Below are 20,735 nucleotides of genomic sequence, written 5' to 3' on the forward strand. Positions count from 1 at the left end.
GCCACATAGCCACATAGCCACATAGCCACATAGCCACAAGCGGTCAGGCAGCTACCGGTGGCGGCAATGTCGCCACCAGGCGAATCGAGGCGGTCAGCTCCTCCAGCTGGAAGTGTGGCCGCAGGAACACCGTGGCCTTGTAGGCCCCTGGCTTGCCGGCCACTTCCGTCACGTCCACTCGCGCTTCGCGCAACGGGTACTGCGCCTTGATTTCTTGTGGCGCGTTGTCGTTGATCAGCACGTAGTCGGCGATCCAGTTGTTGAGGTAGGTCTGTACGTTGTCGCGGGTCATGAAACTGCCGACCTTGTCACGCATGATCACCTTCAGGTAATGGGCGAAGCGCGAGGCCGCGAGCACGTACGGCAACATCGCCGAGATCCGCGCGTTGGCGTTGGCCTCGTTGGTGTTGTAGACCTTGGCCTTGTTGGTGGTCTGGCCGCCGAAGAACACCGCCACGTCGCTGTTTTTCTTGTGGCACAGGGAGATGAAGCCCAGGTCGTTGAGTTCTTTTTCGCGACGGTCGGTGATCGCCACTTCGGTCGGGCATTTGAGCGACAGATCCCCGGAACTGGTGCGGAACGTATGGGCCGGCAGGCCTTCGACCGCGCCACCGCCCTCGGCCCCGCGAATGGCTGCGCACCAGCCATATTTGGCGAAGGCTTCGGTGATGCGTTGCGCCAGGGTCCAGGCGGCGTTGCCCCACAGGTATTTGCTGTGGTCCGTGCCGTTGACGTCTTCGACGTAGTTGATGCCTTCCACCGGCAGCGTGTCCGGGCCGTACGGCAGGCGCAGCAGGAAGTGCGGCAGCACCAGCGACACGTAGCGCGAGTCTTCGCTTTCACGGAAGGCGCGCCACTTGATCAGCTCCTGGCTCTCGAAAATCTTCGACAGGTCCCGGGGGATCGCCAGTTCGGTGAAGCTGGTCATGTCGAACAACCGCGGGCTGGCGGCGGCAATGAACGGGGCGTGCGCGGCGGCGGCGACGTTCGAGAGTTTTTCCAGCAGGCCGATGTCCTGGGGATGCCGGCCAAAGGTGTAGTCACCTACCAGCAGGCTGAACGGGTGCCCGCCGAAGGTGCCATATTCTTCCTCGTAGATCTTCTTGAACAGTGCGCTCTGGTCGAATTCGACGGCTTTTTCCAGATCGTTCTGCAGTTCTTTTTGAGTGACGTTGAGCAGGCGCAATTTGAGCCGAGTGCTGGTCTCGGTGTTTTGCACCAGCAGGTGCAGGCCGCGCCAGGAGGCTTCGAGTTTCTGCAGGTCAGGGTGGTGCAGCACTTCGTTGAGCTGGGCGCTGATCAATTGGTCGATCTGGCTGATGCGGTCGTTGATCATCGCCACGGTGTCCTTGTCGATGGCCATGCCTTCGTCGAGGACCTGGGTGGCGAATTCGGCCAGCATGTCGCGGGCGTAATCTTGCTGGCTGTCGTCGTGGGCCATGCGGCCTTCGGCGATGATCTTGTCCAGCAGGGACAGGGTCTGGGTCGTGCTCTCGCTGGTTTGAGCGCTGGATGAAGCAGGCATGGTGTTATCTCCCTTAATGATGCGCGCGATCAGGCCTGTGGTTCGGCCGGGGCAGGGTCATCGTTGGCGGCCACGGCGGGCAGCTCTGGCGGTACGTCCTGGGGACGCGCCGACTTGATCTCCTGCAGGCCTTCGGTGTTGGCGATCACGTCGCGCAGCAGCTTGTCCAGGTCGTCGTTGCCATCGAGTTTGGTCAAAAGATCCCGCAGGCGTTGGCGCGCTTCGAACAACCGACGCAACGGCGTGACCTGCTCCACGACCTTGACCGGGTCGAAGTCGTCGATGTGGCGGAAGTTGAGTTCGATGTTGAGCTTGCTGTCGTCGCCGCTGAGGGTGTTGTTCACCTGGAGCGTGGCGCGGGGGGAGATGGAGGCGAGCACCTCGTTGAAATTATCCCGATCGATTTCGGTAAAGCGCCGCTCATTGAGCTTGGGCAGCGGGTCCAGTGGCTTGCCTGAAAGGTCGGCCAGAATGCCGACCACCAGTGGCAATTCTTTTTTCTCGATGGCGTTGCCGATTTCCACGTCATAGGTGATCTGGACGCGGGGAGGACGGACTCTGTCGAGCTTGTGCTGGGTACTTTCTGCCATGGCGGCCGACTCCGATGCATGTGTGGGCGCAATGCATCGGGAGTCCCGCTCATCGCATTCCCTTGCTGATCCACAGGTTGCAAATGGACGGCAGAAAACCTGTCATTCCCTTGACGAACCTGGCGCATTCGACCGTGTGGGTCGAACTACCCAAGACGCTAGAACAGGTCTATAAAAAAGCAAGCAAAAACAATTTTTGACCGCTGAGAAAAGGAAGATTCATTTTGCGTGGGTTTTTTTTCGGATTTCTTTTGAGCCTGGCGCTCACCGGTTGCTCGCTTTTTGCCCCCAGCGTCGACCTGGACAGCCTGACCCTGGACGTCGCGCCGCGTGCCAATGACGACACGCCGATCGCCGTGGACTTCATCGCGGTGAACGACCCGGACCTGCTCAAGCAGCTGTCGGGCATCACCGCCAGCCAATGGTTCGCCGAGCGCGAACAGTTCCAGCGCGACTATCGTCAACTCATGTCGGTGTGGGGGCTGGAGCTGGTTCCGGGGCAATTCATCGACCGCCAACCCTTTCCGTTGGAGGGCCGGCGCGCCGCTGGACTTTTGGTCTTCGCCAGCTATAACACTCCCGGAGCCCACCGGCTTCGGCTGGACGATCAGCGCCAGGCCTGGCTGAAGTTCGACAGTCGGGAGATGACCCTCGTCAATGATGGGGCACGATGACAGCCAGCCTTGAGTGACCGCGGGCCGCCGAGCGCGGCGAATTGGGATGTCGAAGGGAGTCGTATGAGTCTGTTACCTGACGCGGTGTGCTGGCATGAGGGCATGCAATTGCTGCCCCAGCATTTTCAATTGCAAGGGCTGCGTGCCGAGGCCCTGGCTGCGTATTTTGCCGGGGCCTGCAACCCTTGGTTCTGGGGTGTCAGCCAGTTGGAAGTCGATCCTTCGGCCCTCAGCGCCGGCCAGGTGCGGCTGCTGCAATTGCAGGGCACCTTGCCGGACGGCCTGCCGGTCAACCTGCAGGCCGGTGTCGGGCCGCCCCTGGAGTTGGACATCGGCGAGGCGATCGACAAGACCGACGACGCCACCGTGACTGTGTACCTGGCCGTCAGCCCGTTGTGGCGTGCCGGGCAATTGGTGCCGCTCAAGGGGCGCCTGCAATCGGTGGTCGGCGAGGCGTTGCCGGACCTCACCAGCGGTGCATTTCCCGAGTCGATCACCGTCTGGCGACCCAACCCGAGGCTGTGCACGCAACTGAGCAAGGCGGATTCGATCTGCCTGCCGCTGTTGCGCATCCGCAAGGAGGGCGGTGGCTTCTGGCGCGTGCCCTACACCCCGCCGACGCCGATCCTGTTGCCGGAGTCGGCCCTCGGTCGCCGGGTCGCCGGGGTGTGCGCCCGGGCCCGGGAAAAGTGCATGTTTCTCGCTGGTCGCTTGCGCCAGGCCCAGGCGGCTGGCAACCAGGACGATGCCATGGAGATCCGTCGGCAATTGACCGCCTTGTGGGCGCGCTTGCCGGAAGTCGAAGGCGCGCTGAACACTCGGGTGGCGACACCCCAGGCGCTCTACGGTTTGCTGCTGGGGCTGGCCGGGAGCTGGTCGGCCCTCGATCCACTGGCGGGCGTCCCGGCCTTCGCACCGCTGGATTTCCTCGAATTGCAGCGCGGCTACGAGCCGTTGCTCGACTGGCTGGAAACCACCCTGGAACTGGTTCGCGCCGGCTATCGCAGCCTGGCCTTCGAGCGCAATGAGCAGGTCTTCTCGATCCAGTTGCCTGACGACCAACCGGACCAACGCCTGGTGATCGGCCTGCGCATGCCCAACGGCGCCAGCGAGCAGGCGGCGGGCGAGTGGTTGCGTGGGGCGATCATCGCGTCGGCGCGGCACATCCCGCTGCTGAGCCGACAACGCATGAGCGGTCTGCCTCACCAGGCCATGAGCCGCAACGAACAGGTGGCCTACAGCGTGGGCGACGACACCCGTTTGTTTGTGGTGGCCGCCAGCGGCCAATGGTTCGACGCGCAATTGCCGCTGCACATCGTGGCGCCGGCATCGGCCCAGGCCAGCAGCCCGTGGCAAGTGGTGTTGTTCGTGGCGCAAGCCAGTGAAAGTGCCTGATCGCAAAAGGGGAGTCGTATGCCTGATGGAAGTGGCGGGGCGGTTCGGAGTCTGCATGAGGCGCCGCTGAGCAGCGCTTTTCGCCAGGCCTGGCTGAAGTGGTCCCAGGAATGGCAAGACTTGCCCAAGGACAGCGACCCTGCGGTATTGGTCAATCGGGTGGTGGAGTTTTCCGGGCGCAGCGCCCAGCGTCTGTGGCGGGTGGCCTTCGCCACCGTCGGCGATGCCGCTACCGAGCAGGTCAAGTCGCTGGTCTACGCCTTCGTGGCGCTGGTGGACGAAACCTTGCTGTTCAGCCCTTGGCCCGGACAACTGGCCTGGCAGCAGCACCCCCTCGAATCACGCATGTATGCCAGTCGCCAGGCCGGTGAGCGCTTGCCGGCGGCGATCAAGAAACTACTGGACGAGCAGATGCCCGGCACCCGGGACCTGGCGAATGTTTACCTGCAGTGCTTGATCCTCGGGTTCCAGGGGCGATTGCGTGGCGAGCCCGGCCAGGTTCAGCATGAGAAATGGCGCCTGGCGTTGTTCACGTTTGCCTGGCAGCACGAACCCGATTATGTCGATGTCAGCCAGCGCCTGGCGCTGTCTGCGGCGACGCCGCCAATGCGCATGCCGGTGCAGCAATCGCTGCCGGACGGCTTTCGCCTGGGGCTGGCGATCCTGGCGATGGTGTTGTTGCTGACCGGGTTGGGGCAGGTGTTCTGGCGTGACATTCGTTTGGAACTCGAACCGGTGTTGCAACTGAACGAGTCGGCGGTGGTCCAGGAGCAGGACTCATGAGCCCGCTGAGCATCGTTGCCCTGGTGGTGCTCGCCATCGTCGTGGTGGTGTTGATCGCGGCCCTGATCTGGTGGCTGCGGACCCAAGGCGGGGCGGCGATTCGCAGTTTCTATGGGGCGGTGCGCCGCATGGAGCAGGAGCAGGGCACCCGGGACCGCTATCAGATGCCTTGGCTGATGATGCTCGGCAACGAAACCGACGGCGCCCAATTGTGCGCTCAATGGCGCTTGCAACCGACCGACAAGGCCGCCTGGTTCGGGCGCTGGTTTTCCGATGCCGAGGGTTCGGTGCTGGTGGTGCCCCAGGCGTTGTTCCTGCCCGATGAAGGCATGAACCGGCAACGGGGTAACTGGTGGCGCCTGTTGGGGCTGATGTTGCGCTTGCGCAGCAAACGACCATTGGATGCGGTGATCTGGACCGTGCCGTTCAGCACTCTCGATGACATCGAACACACCACCGAACTGAGCCTCAAGGTCCGGCGGTGCTTTATCGACCTGTTGCAACGGTTCGGCCTCAGCCTGCCGGTGTACGTGGTGATCTGCGGGATGGAAGAGCTGCCCGGGGTCCAGGAACTGGTCAGCGCGCTGCCCGCCGAGGCGCGTGAATCGATGCTGGGCTGGTCCTCGCCCTATTTGCCGGATGCGGCCTGGCAGTCGCAGTGGAGTGACCAGGCCCTGGACCAGGTCAACGCGGCGCTGTCGCAGTCGATCATCGAGATCGGTGCGCTGTCGGGGCAATTGGGCAGCGATCTTTATGGCTTGCCGGAGCGCTTCGAAGGCTTGCGACGGGCCTTGCAGATCCTGCTGGAGCCAGTGTTCCAGGGCAATGCCCAAGGCGAAGCGCCGCGTTGTCGCGGGGTGTATTTCACTGCCAGCCAGGCGCCGGCTGTCAGCGGTGATGGTTTGACCGCCGCCGAAAGTGTCCAGCGCCAAACCGTGTTCGCCCGGCAATTGTGGTCACGACGGCTGGTGGCCGAGCGTGGCTTGGCCCAACCTGTGCCGCGGCTGTTGCGCCTGCGCCAGCGCGGGCATCGGTTGGTCGCAGCGGTGGCGTTGGTGGTGGGCCTGGTCTGGTTGGGTGGCATGGTCTGGGTCTGGCACGATTCGGTGGAGGAAGCCGAAGGGCTGTCGCGCTTGATCCTCAGCACCCATAAGAACCACCTCGTGGTCGACCCTGACGAACCGCAGCTGGAACCGACCCGGCACAACGTGCAGAACTACTGGAACATGCTGGAAAAGGCCCCGCGCTGGCGCTTTGTCTCGGTGGTCTTTCCCACTTCGTGGTTCTCTTCCGTGGACACGCAACTGGAGAATGGGGTGCGCCTGACTGCTCGGCACCATTGGATATTGCCTCTGCGGGACCTGCTCAATTCAGACCTGGAACAGCTCAAATCCATCCGCAACACCGAGCGACGGGGCAATGTGGAGAACGAAGACCCGGCGCAATGGCAGAGCTATGTGAAGGCCAAGGCGCTGGTGGACCTGGCGGTACGCCTTGAACAGCACAACCAGATGTTCAGCCAGGTGGTGAACGATCCCAAGGCACCGCTGGACGAGCTGGTGCAACTGAGCAACACCGCCTTGTCCCTGGGGCTCAACACCGGCACCTTGAGCCGCGCACATTTCTACAACCGGGTGCTGTTCGATGCCGGGAACAGCGATTTGAAAGGGTTGGACCTGAATGCCGCGCGCCCGGTGATCTCCGATAATTTCACCGGCCTGATGCAGCGCTGGCTGGACCATTACTTTCTGGCGGACAACTTCGTGCGCCAGGCCGGTTACCTCAAGCTGCACCTGCAACGGCTGGAGGCCGGCAGTGGCAATTCGTTGAGTGAACTCGAAGACCTGATGGCGCTGATCGACGATTTGCAGACCCTGGTCAGCCTGACCAACTCGGCCTGGGGGCGAGGCAAGGGCCAGGACCTGGTGCCCGGCTACAGCCAGATGCTGGACAAGGTCAGCCACAGCACTTTGCTGGGGCCGGATATCGAGCAGGACCTGCAGAGCCAGGCGGCGAAGTTGCAGCAGAGCTTTCGTGACCAATGGATCGTCCAGACCGGCTCCCGGGACAATCTGCTGGTGCAACAGGGCAGCGGTCTGCTGGTCTTGCAGGACCATGTCACGGCGCTGGACGGTGCGGTGCAGGCGCTGTTCAAGCGCGACTTCGTGGCGTTGGCCATGCAGAAGGATCCGTCGGACAGCAACCCCGATGCGATGGGCCAGGGCGATGGCAGTGATGATTTCAGTGTCGCCCTGAACTACTTCGCCAGCTACAAGAGCTATGCCAGCGAAGAACTGCCGCGCATTCCGCCGGATTACCGTGACGCGCTGATGCAGGCCGCCGAAGGCGCTGCGGCCCGGGCCATGTGGTTGAGCCTGGATGAAAGCGACGCGTCGTTGCCCGGCATGGGCTTCAATGTACAAACGACCCAGGCCGTGGCGCTGCAAAAAGCTTTCATGGATGTGCATCGCGGCGACCTGGCGATCCGTTTCCAGCGTCTGCTCAATCGCCGGGCATTGGCGCAGATCAAGAGTGGCCTGGACGAAATCGATGCCCAGCCGCTGTTCAGCCAACGGGCCGATGTCCAGCGCTGGGACGGTTCGAAGAACTTCGGCTTGCAGCTGTACGGTGCCAGCGATCCACAAGACTTGAAGCTGAGCCTGAGCCAGCAGTTCGGCGTGATGCTGCAGGTCGCCGAACAGCGAATGCCCGCCCTGGAATGGCTGATCGTCCAGCAGGACAACCTGTCGGCCCTGGAACACGATCAGGTGGCACGCTTCATGGCCCTCAACGATGAATTGCTCAAGTACAAGAACCAGAACCCGGCCAGTTCGGCGGCCCAATTGGAGCAATTGGTCAGCCGGGACTTCATCGCCATGGACACCACGTCCTGCGCGCAGATCTTGCAGACCGCCAGCCTGCCCAGCGGGCGCGGCGACCTGGCCCAGCGCACGGTCGCGTTGCAGCAGGGTGCCCTGCAACGGTGCCTGTACCTGCAACAGAACCAGGCCGCGAGCGCCTGGAATGACGTGGCCAACTATTTCAATCAGTACCTGGCCGGGCGCTTCCCATTTTCTCAGGATGTGCGGGCCAGCGATGCCGACCCGGCGCGTGTCCAGCATTTGCTGGAACTGATCGACACGCGCCTGCCCCTGGCCCAGGCCGGGCTGACGTTGAGCCAGACGCCAGAGCGGCTGGCGGCCGAGGATTTCCTCAACCGTTTGAAACAGGCCGGTACTTGGCTCGGGCCGCTGTTCGTAAGGGACAAGAGTGGCATCCTGGGGGTGGAAATGGACGTGCGCTGGCGCACCGATCGCGATGAAGAGCGCGGCGCCGACCAGGTGATCGCCTGGAGTCTGGACGCCGGCAATCAACAGATCAGCTACCCCGGCGGCGGCCAGCAGAACCTGCGCTGGATGGTCGGCCAGCCCGTGCGCCTGACCTTGCGCTGGGCCCGCAACGGCTACCAGCGTCCGGCCAATGACCCATTGCAACCGAACCTGGTGGTGCGCGACCTGGAGGCCGGCTGGGAGTACCAAGGGCCGTGGTCATTGCTGCGCCTGATGCGCTCGCTGGGATCGGCCCAGCGCCAGCCGAATGTCGACTACACCGATTTTCCCCTGGCCCTGCAACTGCCGGTCACCGCCCAGACCCAGGCCCGCACGGCGGAACAGACACTGATGTTCGTGCGCCTGTCGTTGATGAGTCAGGGCTCCAAGCTGCCGTTGTCGATCCCGCCGCTGCCGACGCGGGCGCCCCGTTCACCTTTCATGGCGACCGCATCGAGCCCCGCCATCGCCACCCGTGAGGAGGGCCTGTGAGCTTGCCGATATCGCCTTTGCCTGAGTTGGTCACTCAGTTGCTCGAGCCGATCAGCGCCGAGTCGCCCTGTGGCCCCGACCTGCGCTACGAACCGGAATACGACCAACTGCGCGAATTGCGCCGGGAGGATGACACCAGCTTGCCCACCGGTGTGTGGCAGTCGTCGATCAAGCGCGCCCTGTGGCCGGACTTGGAACGGCTCGCGACCACGTTGCTGCTGGAGCGCAGCAAGGACTTGATGATCAGTGCCTGGCTGGGGGAGGCCTGGCTGCATATGGCCGGGCTGGAGGGATTGCCGGGCAGCCTGGCATTGGTGGCGGGGCTGTGTGAGCGTTATCCGGAGCAGTTGCACCCCCAGGCCGAGGAAGGCGACCAGTCGTGGCGGGTGATCCCGCTGGAGTGGCTGGCCCGTCGCTACAGCGAAGTGCTGCTGACGCGGGTGCCGTTGTTCGACGGTCGGGAACAGGCCTTCGCCGCTTTCTGCCTGGACGACTGGCAACGCTTGCAGCGCCAGCAAGTGTTGGTCAACGACAGCAAGAACGCCAAGGCCTCGGCCGAAGCGGCGCGCAACGATCAAAAGAAACTCGCCGAACTGATTCGCAACACACCCTTGTCGTTCTGGCTGCATCGCCAAGGCAGCCTGATGTTGAGCCTGCAACACCTGCAACGGCTCGAAGCCTGGAGCGACGCTTACCTGGGCAACCTGGCCCCGGGCTACAAATCCCTGCAGGACGTGATGCAGGCCTTGCTGGCACTGGTAGAGGAGTTCATCGCGATGCACCCACAGCAACCCACCGTCGCGCCGGTGCAAACGCCCCCGCCGTCCACGACGTCGACGTCCCAGGCGCAGGTGGCACCCGCCCAGGTCTTCCAGGAGCCGGCCAATCGTGAAGAGGCCTATCGACAGTTACTGGTCATCGCCGGTTACCTGGCTCGTACCGAACCCCACAGCCCGGTGCCCTACCTGATCCGGCGCGGCGTGGAGTGGGGCAACAAGCCGTTGAGCGAGTTGTTGGGTGAACTGATCAGTGCCGATGCCGAATCCCGGCGCTTATGGACGTTATTGGGCGTTCTTTAACGCTCCTCGCCGGGCCACGGCACTGGCGTCAACACCGGTTTACCGGAAAAGAACGCGGTCAGGTTCTGGCCCACCAGCTCTACCATGGCGCGGGTCGCTTCTGGCGACAGGCCGGCCACATGGGGCGTGAGGACGACGTTGGGCAGGTTTTTCAGCGCCTGCGGCACCTCGGGCTCGTGATCGAACACATCCAGGGCCGCTCCGGCGATTCGCCGATGTTCCAGGGCGCTGATCAGATCGGCGGTGGCAACCACGCTGGCCCTGGCGACGTTCACCAGGAACCCTTTAGGGCCGAGCGCATCGAGGGTCTGCTTGTTGATCAGTTGCCGGGTATCCAGGCCACCTGGCGTGGCGACGATCAGGAAGTCCGAAACCCGCGCCAGTTCCGTAGGAGTGGCGCAGAAGGTGTAGGGCACGTCATTGCGCACCCGGCGGTTGTGATAGCTGATACTCATGTCAAAGCCCAGGGCGGCCCGTTTGGCGATCGCCATGCCCACCGCGCCAAGGCCCAGCACGCCCAGCCGCTTGCCCGCCAGGGAAGGGCGCGCAACCCTTGGCCATTCGCCCCGCCGCAGGGCGGTATCGGAATGGGGTATGTCGCGCACCAACGCCAGCAACAGTGCCATGGCATGGTCAGCCACCGACGACGCGTTGACCCCGGCGCCGTTGGTGACCACGATGCCCCGATGGCGCGCGGCCTGCAGGTCTACTTGTTCGTAACCGGCACCGATCACGCAGATGATTTTCAGGTTGGGCAGGGCGGCGATCTCTTCCTCCGTCAGGCCCAGGGGGCCGCGGGTCAGTACTGCGCTGAAGCGTTCACCGTGTTCGAAAATCGCCGTCTTGCGTTCGGCAGGCGTGGGCGCCAATTCCAGGTGGTAACCCTGCTTCTCGAGGATCGGCAGGTATTCATTGACGGTTTCAACCAGTACCAGAACGGTTGCGGTCATGCTGGGCTCCTGTAGGTGCTGGGGCGATTTCAAGTATTCAACCTGATTGTAGGAGCCGGGGGCAGGGGGGCTTGGCTTTTTATTATGTGCATTTCGGATTTTGTTGACGGGGTACCTATCCATTGCTGCGGTCACGGCTGCTTAGGGTTGCGCCCTGACAGCCGGCCTGGCTCTGGCGGCTCTACTCGCTCCCACAGGGAATGCAGGGATAATTCCATGACAGCGATCTGATACGCATAACCGCTCCTCAGCTAAGTCTTTGCTTCTGCTCGTGAATCCCGGACAATCGCGCCCCTGTTTCGGCCAGGGCGCTGCCTGTCGGGTTTTTCCGACTCGTCCCGGCCGGGTGCATGTGACCGGAATACGGAGATCCGCCCGGATGAATGATCAGGCCAATAGCGTCGAAGAGCGCTTTGAAACGACAGTCCCAGCCACCCTCAGCCAATGGAGTCGCCAGGACACCACGTGGATGCTGGGCCTGTTTGGCACCGCCATCGGTGCAGGTACTCTGTTTTTACCCATCAATGCGGGCCTGGGCGGCTTCTGGCCGTTGCTGATCCTGGCTGTGCTGGCGTTCCCCATGACGTTCTATGCCCACCGAGGCCTGACCCGTTTCGTGTTATCCGGCCGCGACGGCGCGGACATCACCGAGGTGGTGGAAGAACATTTCGGCCTCAAGGCCGGTGCGCTGATCACGCTGTTGTACTTCTTTGCCATTTTCCCGATCCTGCTGATCTACAGCGTGGCGTTGACCAACACGGTGGGCAGTTTCCTGGAACATCAGTTGCATATCCAGCCGCCTCCTCGGGCTGTGCTGTCCCTGATGCTGATCCTGGGCCTGCTGGCCGTGGTGCGTTGCGGTGAGCAGGCGATCGTCAAGGCCATGAGCCTGATGGTCTATCCGTTCATCGTTGCGCTGCTGTTTCTGGCGGTGTTCCTGATTCCGCACTGGAGCGGCGGCATCCTGACCACGGCGTCCACGCCGCCTGAACCATCGGCCCTGCTGCATACCCTGTGGCTGGCGATTCCGGTGATGGTGTTCTCGTTCAACCATTCGCCGATCATTTCGGCGTTTGCGGTGGACCAGAAGCGTCGTTATGGCGCCAATGCCGAGGAACGCAGTTCGCAGATCCTGTCGCGCGCCCATGTGCTGATGGTGGTGATGGTGCTGTTCTTCGTGTTCAGTTGCGTGCTGACCCTGTCCCCGGCGCAACTGGCCGAGGCCAAGGCGCAGAACCTGTCGATTCTGTCGTACCTGGCCAACCATTTCAGCAACCCGACCATTGCCTTTGCCGCACCGCTGATTGCCTTCGTCGCCATCTCCAAATCGTTCCTGGGGCACTACATTGGCGCCAGCGAAGGCCTCAAGGGCCTGATCGTCAAGAGTGGCCGCCGCCCGGCGCCCAAGACCCTCGACCGCCTGACGGCGGCGTTCATGCTGGTGGTGTGCTGGATCGTCGCCACGCTTAACCCGAGCATCCTGGGCATGATCGAAACCCTGGGCGGCCCGGTCATCGCAGCCATCCTGTTCCTGATGCCGATGTACGCCATCCGCAAAGTCCCAGCCATGGCCCGCTATCGCGGTCAGGCCTCCAATGTCTTCGTTGTGTTGGTGGGTTTGGTGGCGATTACGGCGTTGGTCTACTCCCTGATCGCCTGACCGGCCCACACTGGCTGTGGTGGCGAGCACAAATCTGCCAATCGCCACCATTCCCCGGTGGCGAGGGAGCTTGCTCCCGCTGGGCTGCGCAGCAGCCCCCAACCACTTACCTGACACACCGAGTCGTCAGGACTCAGGGCCGCTTCGCGCCCCAGCGGGAGCAAGCTCCCTCGCCACAGGAGATCGGTCTGTCAGATGTACCGACGTTAGTCTGCTCGCGATGGCGGTGATTCGGCTGGCATCGAAATGACAGGCATAAAAAAACGCCGCCCCTCGCAAGAAGGGCGGCGTTTTTCGTCGAGTGTCTAAGCCTTAGGCTTGAACGACCGGGATGTTGGCGTTTGCAGCCGCTTCACGGAACTCGGCGATCTGGTCGAAGCTCAGGTAGCGGTACACGTCCGCTGCCATGCTGTCGATCTTGCCGGCGTATTCCATGTACTCCTCGACGGTCGGCAGGCGACCCAGGATCGAAGCCACGGACGCCAGTTCGGCCGAAGCCAGGTAGACGTTCGCGCCGTCACCCAGGCGGTTCGGGAAGTTACGGGTCGACGTCGACACCACGGTGCTGTTCGGCTCAACGCGTGCCTGGTTACCCATGCACAGCGAGCAGCCTGGCATTTCCATGCGTGCGCCAGCCTTGCCGTAGATGCCGTAGTAGCCTTCTTCGGTGAGCTGGTGAGCGTCCATCTTGGTCGGCGGCGACAGCCACAGACGGGTTGGCAGCTGACCCTTGACCTGATCCAGCAACTTGCCGGCAGCGCGGAAGTGACCGATGTTGGTCATGCACGAACCGATGAACACTTCGTCGATCTTCTCGCCAGCCACGCTGGAGAGCAGACGGGCGTCGTCCGGGTCGTTCGGCGCGCAGAGCACCGGCTCGCTGATGTCGGCCAGATCGATTTCGATGACTTCGGCGTATTCGGCGTCGGCATCGGCTTCCATCAGTTGCGGGTTGGCGATCCAGGCTTCCATCGCTTGGGCGCGACGTTCCAGGGTCCGGGCATCACCGTAGCCTTCGCCGATCATCCAGCGCAGCAGGGTGATGTTCGATTGCAGGTACTCGGTGATCGATTCTTTCGACAGCTTGATGGTGCAACCGGCAGCCGAACGTTCGGCCGAGGCGTCGGACAGTTCGAAAGCCTGTTCCAGGGTCAGGCCTTCCAGGCCTTCGATTTCCAGGATGCGGCCGGAGAAGGCGTTTTTCTTGCCTTTCTTCTCGACGGTCAGCAGACCGTTCTGGATGGCGAAGTACGGAATGGCATGAACCAGGTCACGCAGGGTGATGCCAGGTTTCATTTTGCCTTTGAAGCGCACCAGGATCGATTCCGGCATGTCCAGCGGCATGACGCCGGTGGCAGCGGCGAACGCGACCAGGCCAGAACCGGCCGGGAACGAGATACCCATCGGGAAACGGGTGTGGGAGTCGCCACCGGTACCCACGGTGTCTGGCAGCAGCATGCGGTTCAGCCACGAGTGGATGATGCCGTCGCCCGGACGCAGGGAAACGCCGCCGCGGGTCATGATGAAGTCAGGCAGGGTGTGGTGGGTGGTGACGTCGATCGGCTTTGGATAGGCTGCGGTGTGGCAGAAGGACTGCATCACCAGGTCAGCCGAGAAGCCCAGGCACGCCAGGTCTTTCAGTTCGTCACGGGTCATTGGACCGGTGGTGTCCTGGGAGCCCACGGTGGTCATTTTCGGTTCGCAGTAGGTGCCAGGACGTACGCCTTGGCCTTCTGCCAGGCCACAAGCCTTGCCGACCATCTTCTGCGCCAGGGTGAAGCCCTTGGTGCTTTCAGCTGGGGCTTCAGGTTTCTTGAACAGGTCGAACGCTGGCAGGCCCAGCTCGGCGCGAGCCTTCTCGGTCAGGCCACGGCCAATGATCAGCGGAATACGACCGCCGGCACGGACTTCGTCCAACAGTACGGGGGTCTTCATTTCGAAGGTGGTGATGACTTCGTCGGTACCGTGCTTGCAGACTTTGCCTGCATGTGGGTACAGGTCGATCACGTCGCCCATGTTCATGTTCGAAACGTCGAACTCGATTGGCAGTGCGCCGGCATCTTCCATGGTGTTGTAGAAGATCGGAGCGATTTTGCTGCCGAAGCAGAAACCGCCAGCGCGCTTGTTCGGCACATAAGGAATGTCGTCGCCGAAGAACCACAGCACCGAGTTGGTCGCCGATTTACGCGAGGAACCGGTACCGACCACGTCACCGACGTAGGCGATCGGGAAGCCTTGGCCGCGCATTTCTTCGATCTGCTTCATCGGGCCGGTCTTGCCTTGCTCGTCCGGAACGATGCCGTCACGGGCCATTTTCAGCATGGCCAGGGCGTGCAGCGGGATGTCAGGACGCGACCAGGCGTCTGGAGCAGGGGACAGGTCGTCGGTGTTGGTTTCGCCGGTTACCTTGAACACGCGCAGGCTGATCTTGTCGGCCAGCACCGGGCGCTTCTTGAACCATTCGCCGTCAGCCCAGGATTGCAGCACGGCTTTGGCGTGAACGTTGCCGTTCTTGGCTTTTTCAGCCACGTCGTGGAAGGCATCGAACATCAGCAGGGTGTGCTTGAGTTCTTCGGCGGCTACCGGCGCCAGCTCGGCGTCGTCCAGCAGCTCCACCAGGGTCACGATGTTATAGCCGCCCTGCATGGTGCCGAGCAGTTCAACGGCACGCTTCTTGTCCAGCAGAGGGGATTGGGCCTGGCCCTTGGCCAGGGCGGACAGGAAGCCGGCCTTGACGTAGGCAGCCTCGTCGACTCCAGGCGGAACGCGATTGGTGATCAGGTCAACGAGGAAAGCTTCTTCGCCAGCCGGAGGATTTTTCAGCAGCTCGATCAGGCCTGCGGTTTGTTCGGCGTTAAGCGGCTGGGGAACGATACCCAGGGCTGCGCGCTCTTCGATATGTTTGCGGTAGGCTTCAAGCACAGTTATTACCCTCATCAGTGGTCCCAAATGGGTGTCCGGGACGCTCATCCAGGAACCCACGGTACTCATGCGCGTCGACGGCTTTTTGAGCCATCACGCCAGAGTTTCCGCACGTTCCTCACAGAAGCTGCTTTCAAAGTTTTACGCCTGCAGAACGGGGAGCTGATGAGGGTTGGCGTTGGGCTTTCCCCGCTGGAAAGACCCTTCGCCAACACCGCTCTGAAGGAACGACTGTGCTCGTGACGCTTTGAAAACAGCTTCTAACGGACATTGGCGCCTTAAAAGGCTGGCTGATTCTACGGGAAAAAAAAATTAAAGGTAAGTTGGGCCTGGAAGTTTGAGGGGTGATCAATCTTAGACAAAGGGCTAACATGCCGGCCTGTCCTGCTTTTGCGTGTGCGTTTCCTTATGCCCAACCAGCTCATCAAGACCCCCTGCGTCGGCCTTTGCTCCACTGTCTACGGTGACCTGGTGTGCCGTGGCTGCAAGCGGTTCCACCATGAAGTGATTCACTGGAACGGCTACAACGAGGACGAAAAGCGCGCGGTGTGGATGCGGCTCGAGCAGCTTTTGGTGCAGGTGATGGTGGCCAAGTTGGAGGTTTTCGATCCGGTATTGCTGCGCCAGCAACTGGAGTCGCGCAAGATCCGCTTTGTGTCGCACCAGTCGGAATATTGCTGGGCCTATCAGTTGATCGCCCGGGGCGCGCGGGTGATCAACAACCTGGAAGCCTACGGCATGGTGCTGATGCCGGAGTTTCGCGACTGGGACCTGCCGGACCTGCGCGACGCCATTGATCGGGAATTTTTCCTCCTGTCCGAAGCCCACTACCAGCGCTACATAGCGCCGGGGTTCCTGAAGGATGCGATCGGCGGTTGACCTCCGGCCATTTGTGCAAAGGCGCTTTTGTGCCCGGGAGCTTTTGTGGCGAGGGAGCTTGCTCCCGCTCGGCTGCGCAGCAGACGCCTGGATTTTTCAGGCCCGGAAATTTTTAAGATCAAGAGCGAGGGTTGCTTCGCACCCCAGCGGGAGCAAGCTCCCTCGCCACAAAAAGCCCATTCGCTTTATTCCTTGACCGCCAACTCCACCAGATGGTCCTCGACCTCCTGCGGCTTGAGCACCAGCACATCGCTTTCCAGCGTATCGAGCACGGCCTCGGCGGTGTTTCCTATCAGCACCCCGGACAACCCCGAGCGGGCCACGGTGCCGATCACCGTCACCGCCGCTTGCAGCTTGCGCGCCATGTATGGAATCAAGACGTCCGCTGGTCCTTCCTCGATATGCAGGTGCTGGTCGTCGATGTCGAACTCGGCCTGGAACGCCTGGCATTGTTCGCGGTAACGGGCCTCGATGGTTTCTTTGAGCTGGAATGTCGGGTCGGCGGACGAGAGCATCGGCGAGGGGTGGGCGCTGATCACATGCAGGTGCGCCTTGGCGAGGAGGGCGATGTCATAGCCATGATCGATGATGGTGGAGTGCAGGTGGCGATGCTCGCCATCGGCATTGCCAACGTCGACGGCGGCCAGGATCACCTTGTCTTTCCAGGAACCGGCGGTTTTCACCAGCAGCACCGGGGTTGGGCAGTGGCGGAGCAGCTTCCAGTCCGCCGGGGTCAGCAGGGCTTTTTTCAACGGGCTGTCGGGGAAGTGCTGCTTGATCACCAGGCCGCAACCTTCCGCCTGCTGCACGTCGATGATGGTGTCGTGGAGGCTTTCGTTCCAGGCCTGCTCGGTGGTGATGCTGTAGCCGTCGGCCAGCAGTGCGGCCTTGAGCACGCTGAGCAGGCCGGCATGGTCATGCTTTTTGTCACACACCAGCAGGTGCAGGTGGGCCTGGGTCACTCCGGCGATCAGTTTGGCGCGCTTGAGCGCCAGGCTTTCCGAATGTTCGGGGTCAATAACCACCAGGATGCTGCGAATGGCTTGCATGATCGGCGTTCTCCTGCAATGAAAAGGCTGGCGTTGCTCAACTATAGTTGTTGTGGGGCAGTCTAGTTGCTGTGGGTGAGTCTTTGACTTGATGCATATCAACGGCGGTGGCTGGTGGTCTGGGGGCAGGCCGGTATAATCGGCGCCCTTCGCTCGACTACCTTTTCCCGTGAGCCCCATGAATCTTCCCGAAATTCACGAATTCCTTGGTTGCCGCACCCCCGATGCCTGGGTCCAGGCCGCGTTGGCTGACCAGGAAACGTTGCTGATCGACCACAAGAACTGCGAGTTCAAGGCGGCCAGCACTGCCCTGAGCCTGATCGCCAAATACCATTCCCACGTCGACCTGATCAATCTGGTGTCGCGCCTGGCCCGGGAAGAGCTGGTGCATCACGAGCAGGTCATGCGCTTGATGAAAAAGCGCAAGATCGGTTTGCGTCAGCTCTCCGCCGGGCGTTATGCCTCGGGGCTGCGCAAGGTGGTACGCAGCCACGAACCGGTCAAGCTGGTGGACACCCTGGTGGTTGGCGCCTTCATCGAGGCCCGCAGTTGCGAGCGTTTCGAGGCCTTGGTGCCGCATCTGGATGAAGAACTGGGCAAGTTCTATTTCGGTTTGCTGAAAAGCGAAGCCCGGCATTTCCAGGGCTACCTGAAACTGGCTTACCAGTACGGTGACGCCAAGGACATTGCCCAGGTGATCGACAAGGTCCGTGAGGCCGAGCGGGAGCTGATCGAATCGCCGGATGTGGAGTTTCGTTTCCACAGTGGTGTGCCGGCTCGATAGTTCAAAGGGATAGTTCAGAGGGATAGTTCAGAGGGATAGTTCAGAGGGATAGTTCAGAGGGATAGTGCAGAGGGATAGTGCAGAGATGCCGCTCCTGACGTCCTCGCGAGCAAGCTCGCTTCCGCAGGGGATTTGTGAATTTCCCAAGTCCAATGTGGGAGCTTGCTCGCGATGGGGCCTTATGCAGCACTGCATCTCTAAGTGACCAGCCCCAGGCGCTCGTGCCACTGGGCAATGGACTCCTCGGGATAAACCTCGAACTGCCGGTCGTCCGGATGCACCTCGACTTCCACCCACGACGCCCTGGAACCCAGCATCAGGTGGGTGTGCTCCGGCGGTACCGGCAGCGGTGTGTCGATGGCCGAAGCAAAGGGGTGAACCAGCTCCGGCCATTCGGGGCTGAACAGCCATAGCCCCGAACCGCACAAGGAACAGAAATGCCGTTCGGCACTGCTGCGGTGGGCGCGTTTATCGCCTTCGTCCTTGAGTCGTGCGTGGTAGATCGAGATGTGCTTGCGACCGCGCACCTTCAGGCTCTGGGCATCGCCCCCCAGGTTGATCGCAAAACCGCCGCCGCCCTGGGTCTTGCGGCAGATCGAGCAGTAGCAGCGCTGATAAGGGTAGGGGTGGGCACAGGCCAGGCTGAACGACACGGCGCCGCAGTGGCAGGATCCTTCGAGCTGCATGGGAACCTCCGATTGGGGACTGTAATGACTCTGGACAGCCTGGGCGGCCCGATGTTCTGGGCAGTGGAACGCATGGCTGACATGCGGACGCTATCGCGAGCAAGCTCGCGATGAACGAAGACACGGTCTAACGACCGGGCACTCGCCACAAATACCACGCCGCCACCGTCCGATAAGGGCTCCACGCCAGGCCGATCTCAATCATCTGCTTGCGGCTGGGCTGTCGTTCCAACCCCTTTAGCCGTCGATAACCTTCGCGTACGCCAAAGTCATCGGCCGGCAGGATGTCGGGGCGTTCCAGGCTGTAGATCAGTAGCATTTCCACGGTCCAACGCCCGACGCCGCGCAAGCTGACCAGGCGTTCGATCAACGCTTCATCCTCCATCGCCCGCGCTGTGGCGTAATCCGGCACGATTCCGTCCAGCGTCGCCTGGGCGATGCCCTGGATCGTCGCGATCTTGCTGGCTGAAAACCCACAGCCGCGCAACTGCGCAACGTCTGTCGCCAGGATCTGCCCGGGATGGGGGAATGTCTGCGCCGGGAACAACGCCAGCAGCCGACCGAGGATGGCATCGCCTGCCTTGGCGTGCAGTTGCTGGTAGGCAATCGCCCGCACCAAGGCTTCATAGGGATCGCGGGCCGGCTTGGGTTGCAGCAGGCAAGGGCCGATCGCCTCGACGTGACGTCGCCAGTCTTCGTCGAGACTTGCCAGCAAGGCGCTGGCGTCGTGGTAGGGCACAGGCATCGGGTATTTGTTCTCCGGGGCGCTCAAAACGCCAGGGGCAGCGAAACCTGCACCGCGGCTTTCTCCAGCCGTAGCAGAAATGCCTTGCGCGGCTGTCCGCCACCATAGCCGGTCAACGAGCCATCCGCACCGATCACTCGATGGCAAGGAATGACGATGGCCAAGCGATTCTGCCCGTTGGCCAGGCCCACGGCGCGGCTGGCGCCCGGGCTGCCCAGCGCCGTGGCGATGCCGCCGTAGCTGCGGGTTTCGCCGTAGGGAATCTTTTGCAGTTCAGCCCAGACCCGTACGGCGAAGGCGCTGCCCGGCATGTGCAGCGGAACGTTGAACGCCGTGAGCTTGCCGGCGAAATACTCGGCCAGTTCGGTTTCGATCTGTTGCAAATGCGCGTTGTGCCCCGGCGCAACCGTGTAGCCGTAGCGTAGCTGCAGCTCTTCGAGCTCCTTGGTCAGGGCCGGGCGGTCGAGGAATTCCAGCAGCACCAGGCCTCGTCGTTCGGCCATGGCCAGCATGGGGCCCAGCGGTGTGGTCAGGCGGGTGAACAGCAAAGGTTCGCTGAGGGCTGCGCGGCCCGGCGTGATGTGGAAGGATTTCACGAAGGCATCACGAAAACCGCTCAATGACTCATAACCGGAGTCGAATGCGGCATTGTCGATGGAGTTGCCGTCCTTGATGCCCCCCAAGGCGATGCCCAGGCGGCGGGTGCGCAGATAGGCGTGAAAGGTCATGCCGAAATGTTGCTTGAACCAGCGGCGCAATTTCAGTGGCTCGATACCTTGTTCCAGCAACAGGGCATCGGTCCAGCGCAGGTCGGGTTCGGCGTCCACGGCTTTGAGCAGGGCCTGGATCCAGTCTGGCGCGATGGCGGCGGCGTCCAGGGGCTTGCAGCGCAGGCAGGCCCGGTAACCGGCCGACATGGCTTCGTCGGCATGGGCGAAGAACTCCACGTTCTCCGGTTTCGGCTTGCGCGCGGTGCAACTGGGGCGACAGAAAATACCGGTGGTCTTGACCGCAGTGAAGAACACCCCCTCGTAGGCGGTGTCTCGTTCGAGCATGGCGCGGACCATCTCGGCATGGGGCGGGAGCAGCGAGTCGTGTAGGTTCATGGGCCTGAGCATAGAACCGTGCCAGGAACGACTCCACCGAAAAATCGACAGTGAATTTCCGTTCACTTGGTCGGAAGGTCACGAACA

The 20,735-nt window shown here is 62.2% G+C and carries 16 protein-coding genes; 8 read left to right on the plus strand and 8 right to left on the minus strand.

From position 1 onward, the window contains the following. Positions 1–43: 43 nt before the first annotated feature. The gene (gene tssC, locus TK06_RS02755) at positions 44–1,525 is read right to left on the minus strand and encodes a type VI secretion system contractile sheath large subunit (protein ID WP_063320710.1); all 1,482 of its coding nucleotides are present in this window, start codon (positions 1,523–1,525) and stop codon (positions 44–46) included. Positions 1,526–1,554: 29 nt separating this feature from the next. Beyond that, complete coding sequence (gene tssB, locus TK06_RS02760) at positions 1,555–2,115, minus strand: type VI secretion system contractile sheath small subunit (RefSeq protein ID WP_003202799.1); 561 nt, start codon at positions 2,113–2,115, stop codon at positions 1,555–1,557. A gap of 224 nt (positions 2,116–2,339) precedes the next feature. Between tssB and TK06_RS02765 the strand changes: the two genes are divergently transcribed. The 5 genes from TK06_RS02765 to tssA all read left to right on the plus strand — a co-directional run bounded on the left by TK06_RS02765 (position 2,340) and on the right by tssA (position 9,867). After that, on the plus strand, positions 2,340–2,789 hold the full coding sequence (locus tag TK06_RS02765; RefSeq protein WP_063320711.1) for a hypothetical protein: 450 nt from the start codon (positions 2,340–2,342) through the stop codon (positions 2,787–2,789). A gap of 63 nt (positions 2,790–2,852) precedes the next feature. Beyond that, on the plus strand, positions 2,853–4,184 hold the full coding sequence (gene tssK, locus TK06_RS02770) for a type VI secretion system baseplate subunit TssK (protein WP_063320712.1): 1,332 nt from the start codon (positions 2,853–2,855) through the stop codon (positions 4,182–4,184). 18 nt (positions 4,185–4,202) lie between these two features. Beyond that, positions 4,203–4,967 carry a DotU family type IV/VI secretion system protein gene (locus tag TK06_RS02775; RefSeq protein ID WP_063320713.1) on the plus strand — a complete coding sequence of 255 codons (765 nt, stop codon included), beginning with the start codon at positions 4,203–4,205 and terminating at the stop codon, positions 4,965–4,967. Further along, positions 4,964–8,788, plus strand: coding sequence for a type VI secretion system protein (locus TK06_RS02780; RefSeq protein WP_063320714.1), 3,825 nt, complete (start codon positions 4,964–4,966; stop codon positions 8,786–8,788). The genes TK06_RS02775 and TK06_RS02780 overlap by 4 nt, the downstream gene beginning before the upstream one ends. Further along, positions 8,785–9,867, plus strand: coding sequence for a type VI secretion system protein TssA (gene tssA, locus TK06_RS02785; RefSeq protein WP_063320715.1), 1,083 nt, complete (start codon positions 8,785–8,787; stop codon positions 9,865–9,867). Before TK06_RS02780 ends, tssA begins: the two co-directional genes overlap by 4 nt. Here tssA and TK06_RS02790 read toward each other — a convergent pair. Further along, the gene (locus tag TK06_RS02790; protein ID WP_063320716.1) at positions 9,864–10,817 is read right to left on the minus strand and encodes a 2-hydroxyacid dehydrogenase; all 954 of its coding nucleotides are present in this window, start codon (positions 10,815–10,817) and stop codon (positions 9,864–9,866) included. The two genes, tssA and TK06_RS02790, sit on opposite strands and share 4 nt — an antisense overlap. Before the next feature lie 379 nt (positions 10,818–11,196). On the opposite strand from TK06_RS02790, the gene TK06_RS02795 reads away from it, so the two are divergent. Continuing rightward, positions 11,197–12,477 carry a serine/threonine transporter gene (locus TK06_RS02795; protein ID WP_063320717.1) on the plus strand — a complete coding sequence of 427 codons (1,281 nt, stop codon included), beginning with the start codon at positions 11,197–11,199 and terminating at the stop codon, positions 12,475–12,477. A 312-nt stretch (positions 12,478–12,789) separates the two neighbouring features. On the opposite strand, the gene acnB is transcribed toward TK06_RS02795, so the two are convergent. After that, entirely contained in the window at positions 12,790–15,399 is a 2,610-nt protein-coding gene (gene acnB, locus TK06_RS02800) for a bifunctional aconitate hydratase 2/2-methylisocitrate dehydratase (protein WP_063320718.1), read from the minus strand. 408 nt (positions 15,400–15,807) lie between these two features. On the opposite strand from acnB, the gene TK06_RS02805 reads away from it, so the two are divergent. Further along, entirely contained in the window at positions 15,808–16,278 is a 471-nt protein-coding gene (locus tag TK06_RS02805) for a DUF1289 domain-containing protein (RefSeq protein WP_063320719.1), read from the plus strand. Positions 16,279–16,463: 185 nt separating this feature from the next. Here TK06_RS02805 and TK06_RS02810 read toward each other — a convergent pair whose 3' ends face one another. Beyond that, a complete protein-coding gene (locus TK06_RS02810; protein ID WP_063320720.1) occupies positions 16,464–17,327 on the minus strand; it encodes a universal stress protein in 864 nt (287 codons plus the stop codon). Between the two features lie 178 nt (positions 17,328–17,505). On the opposite strand from TK06_RS02810, the gene TK06_RS02815 reads away from it, so the two are divergent. Then, a complete protein-coding gene (locus TK06_RS02815; protein WP_063320721.1) occupies positions 17,506–18,111 on the plus strand; it encodes a tRNA-(ms[2]io[6]A)-hydroxylase in 606 nt (201 codons plus the stop codon). 197 nt (positions 18,112–18,308) lie between these two features. Here the strand turns inward: TK06_RS02815 and TK06_RS02820 are convergent, their stop codons facing one another. The 3 genes from TK06_RS02820 to TK06_RS02830 all read right to left on the minus strand — a co-directional run bounded on the left by TK06_RS02820 (position 18,309) and on the right by TK06_RS02830 (position 20,648). Further along, positions 18,309–18,797: a GFA family protein gene (locus TK06_RS02820; protein WP_063320722.1), complete on the minus strand. Its 489-nt coding sequence runs from the start codon at positions 18,795–18,797 to the stop codon at positions 18,309–18,311. A 127-nt stretch (positions 18,798–18,924) separates the two neighbouring features. Continuing rightward, positions 18,925–19,542, minus strand: coding sequence for a DNA-3-methyladenine glycosylase family protein (locus TK06_RS02825; RefSeq protein WP_063320723.1), 618 nt, complete (start codon positions 19,540–19,542; stop codon positions 18,925–18,927). A 23-nt stretch (positions 19,543–19,565) separates the two neighbouring features. Further along, entirely contained in the window at positions 19,566–20,648 is a 1,083-nt protein-coding gene (locus TK06_RS02830; protein WP_063320724.1) for a bifunctional transcriptional activator/DNA repair enzyme AdaA, read from the minus strand. Positions 20,649–20,735: the final 87 nt, after the last annotated feature.

Origin of the sequence: Pseudomonas fluorescens, assembly GCF_001623525.1 — a bacterium.
Classification (GTDB): domain Bacteria; phylum Pseudomonadota; class Gammaproteobacteria; order Pseudomonadales; family Pseudomonadaceae; genus Aquipseudomonas; species Aquipseudomonas fluorescens_Q.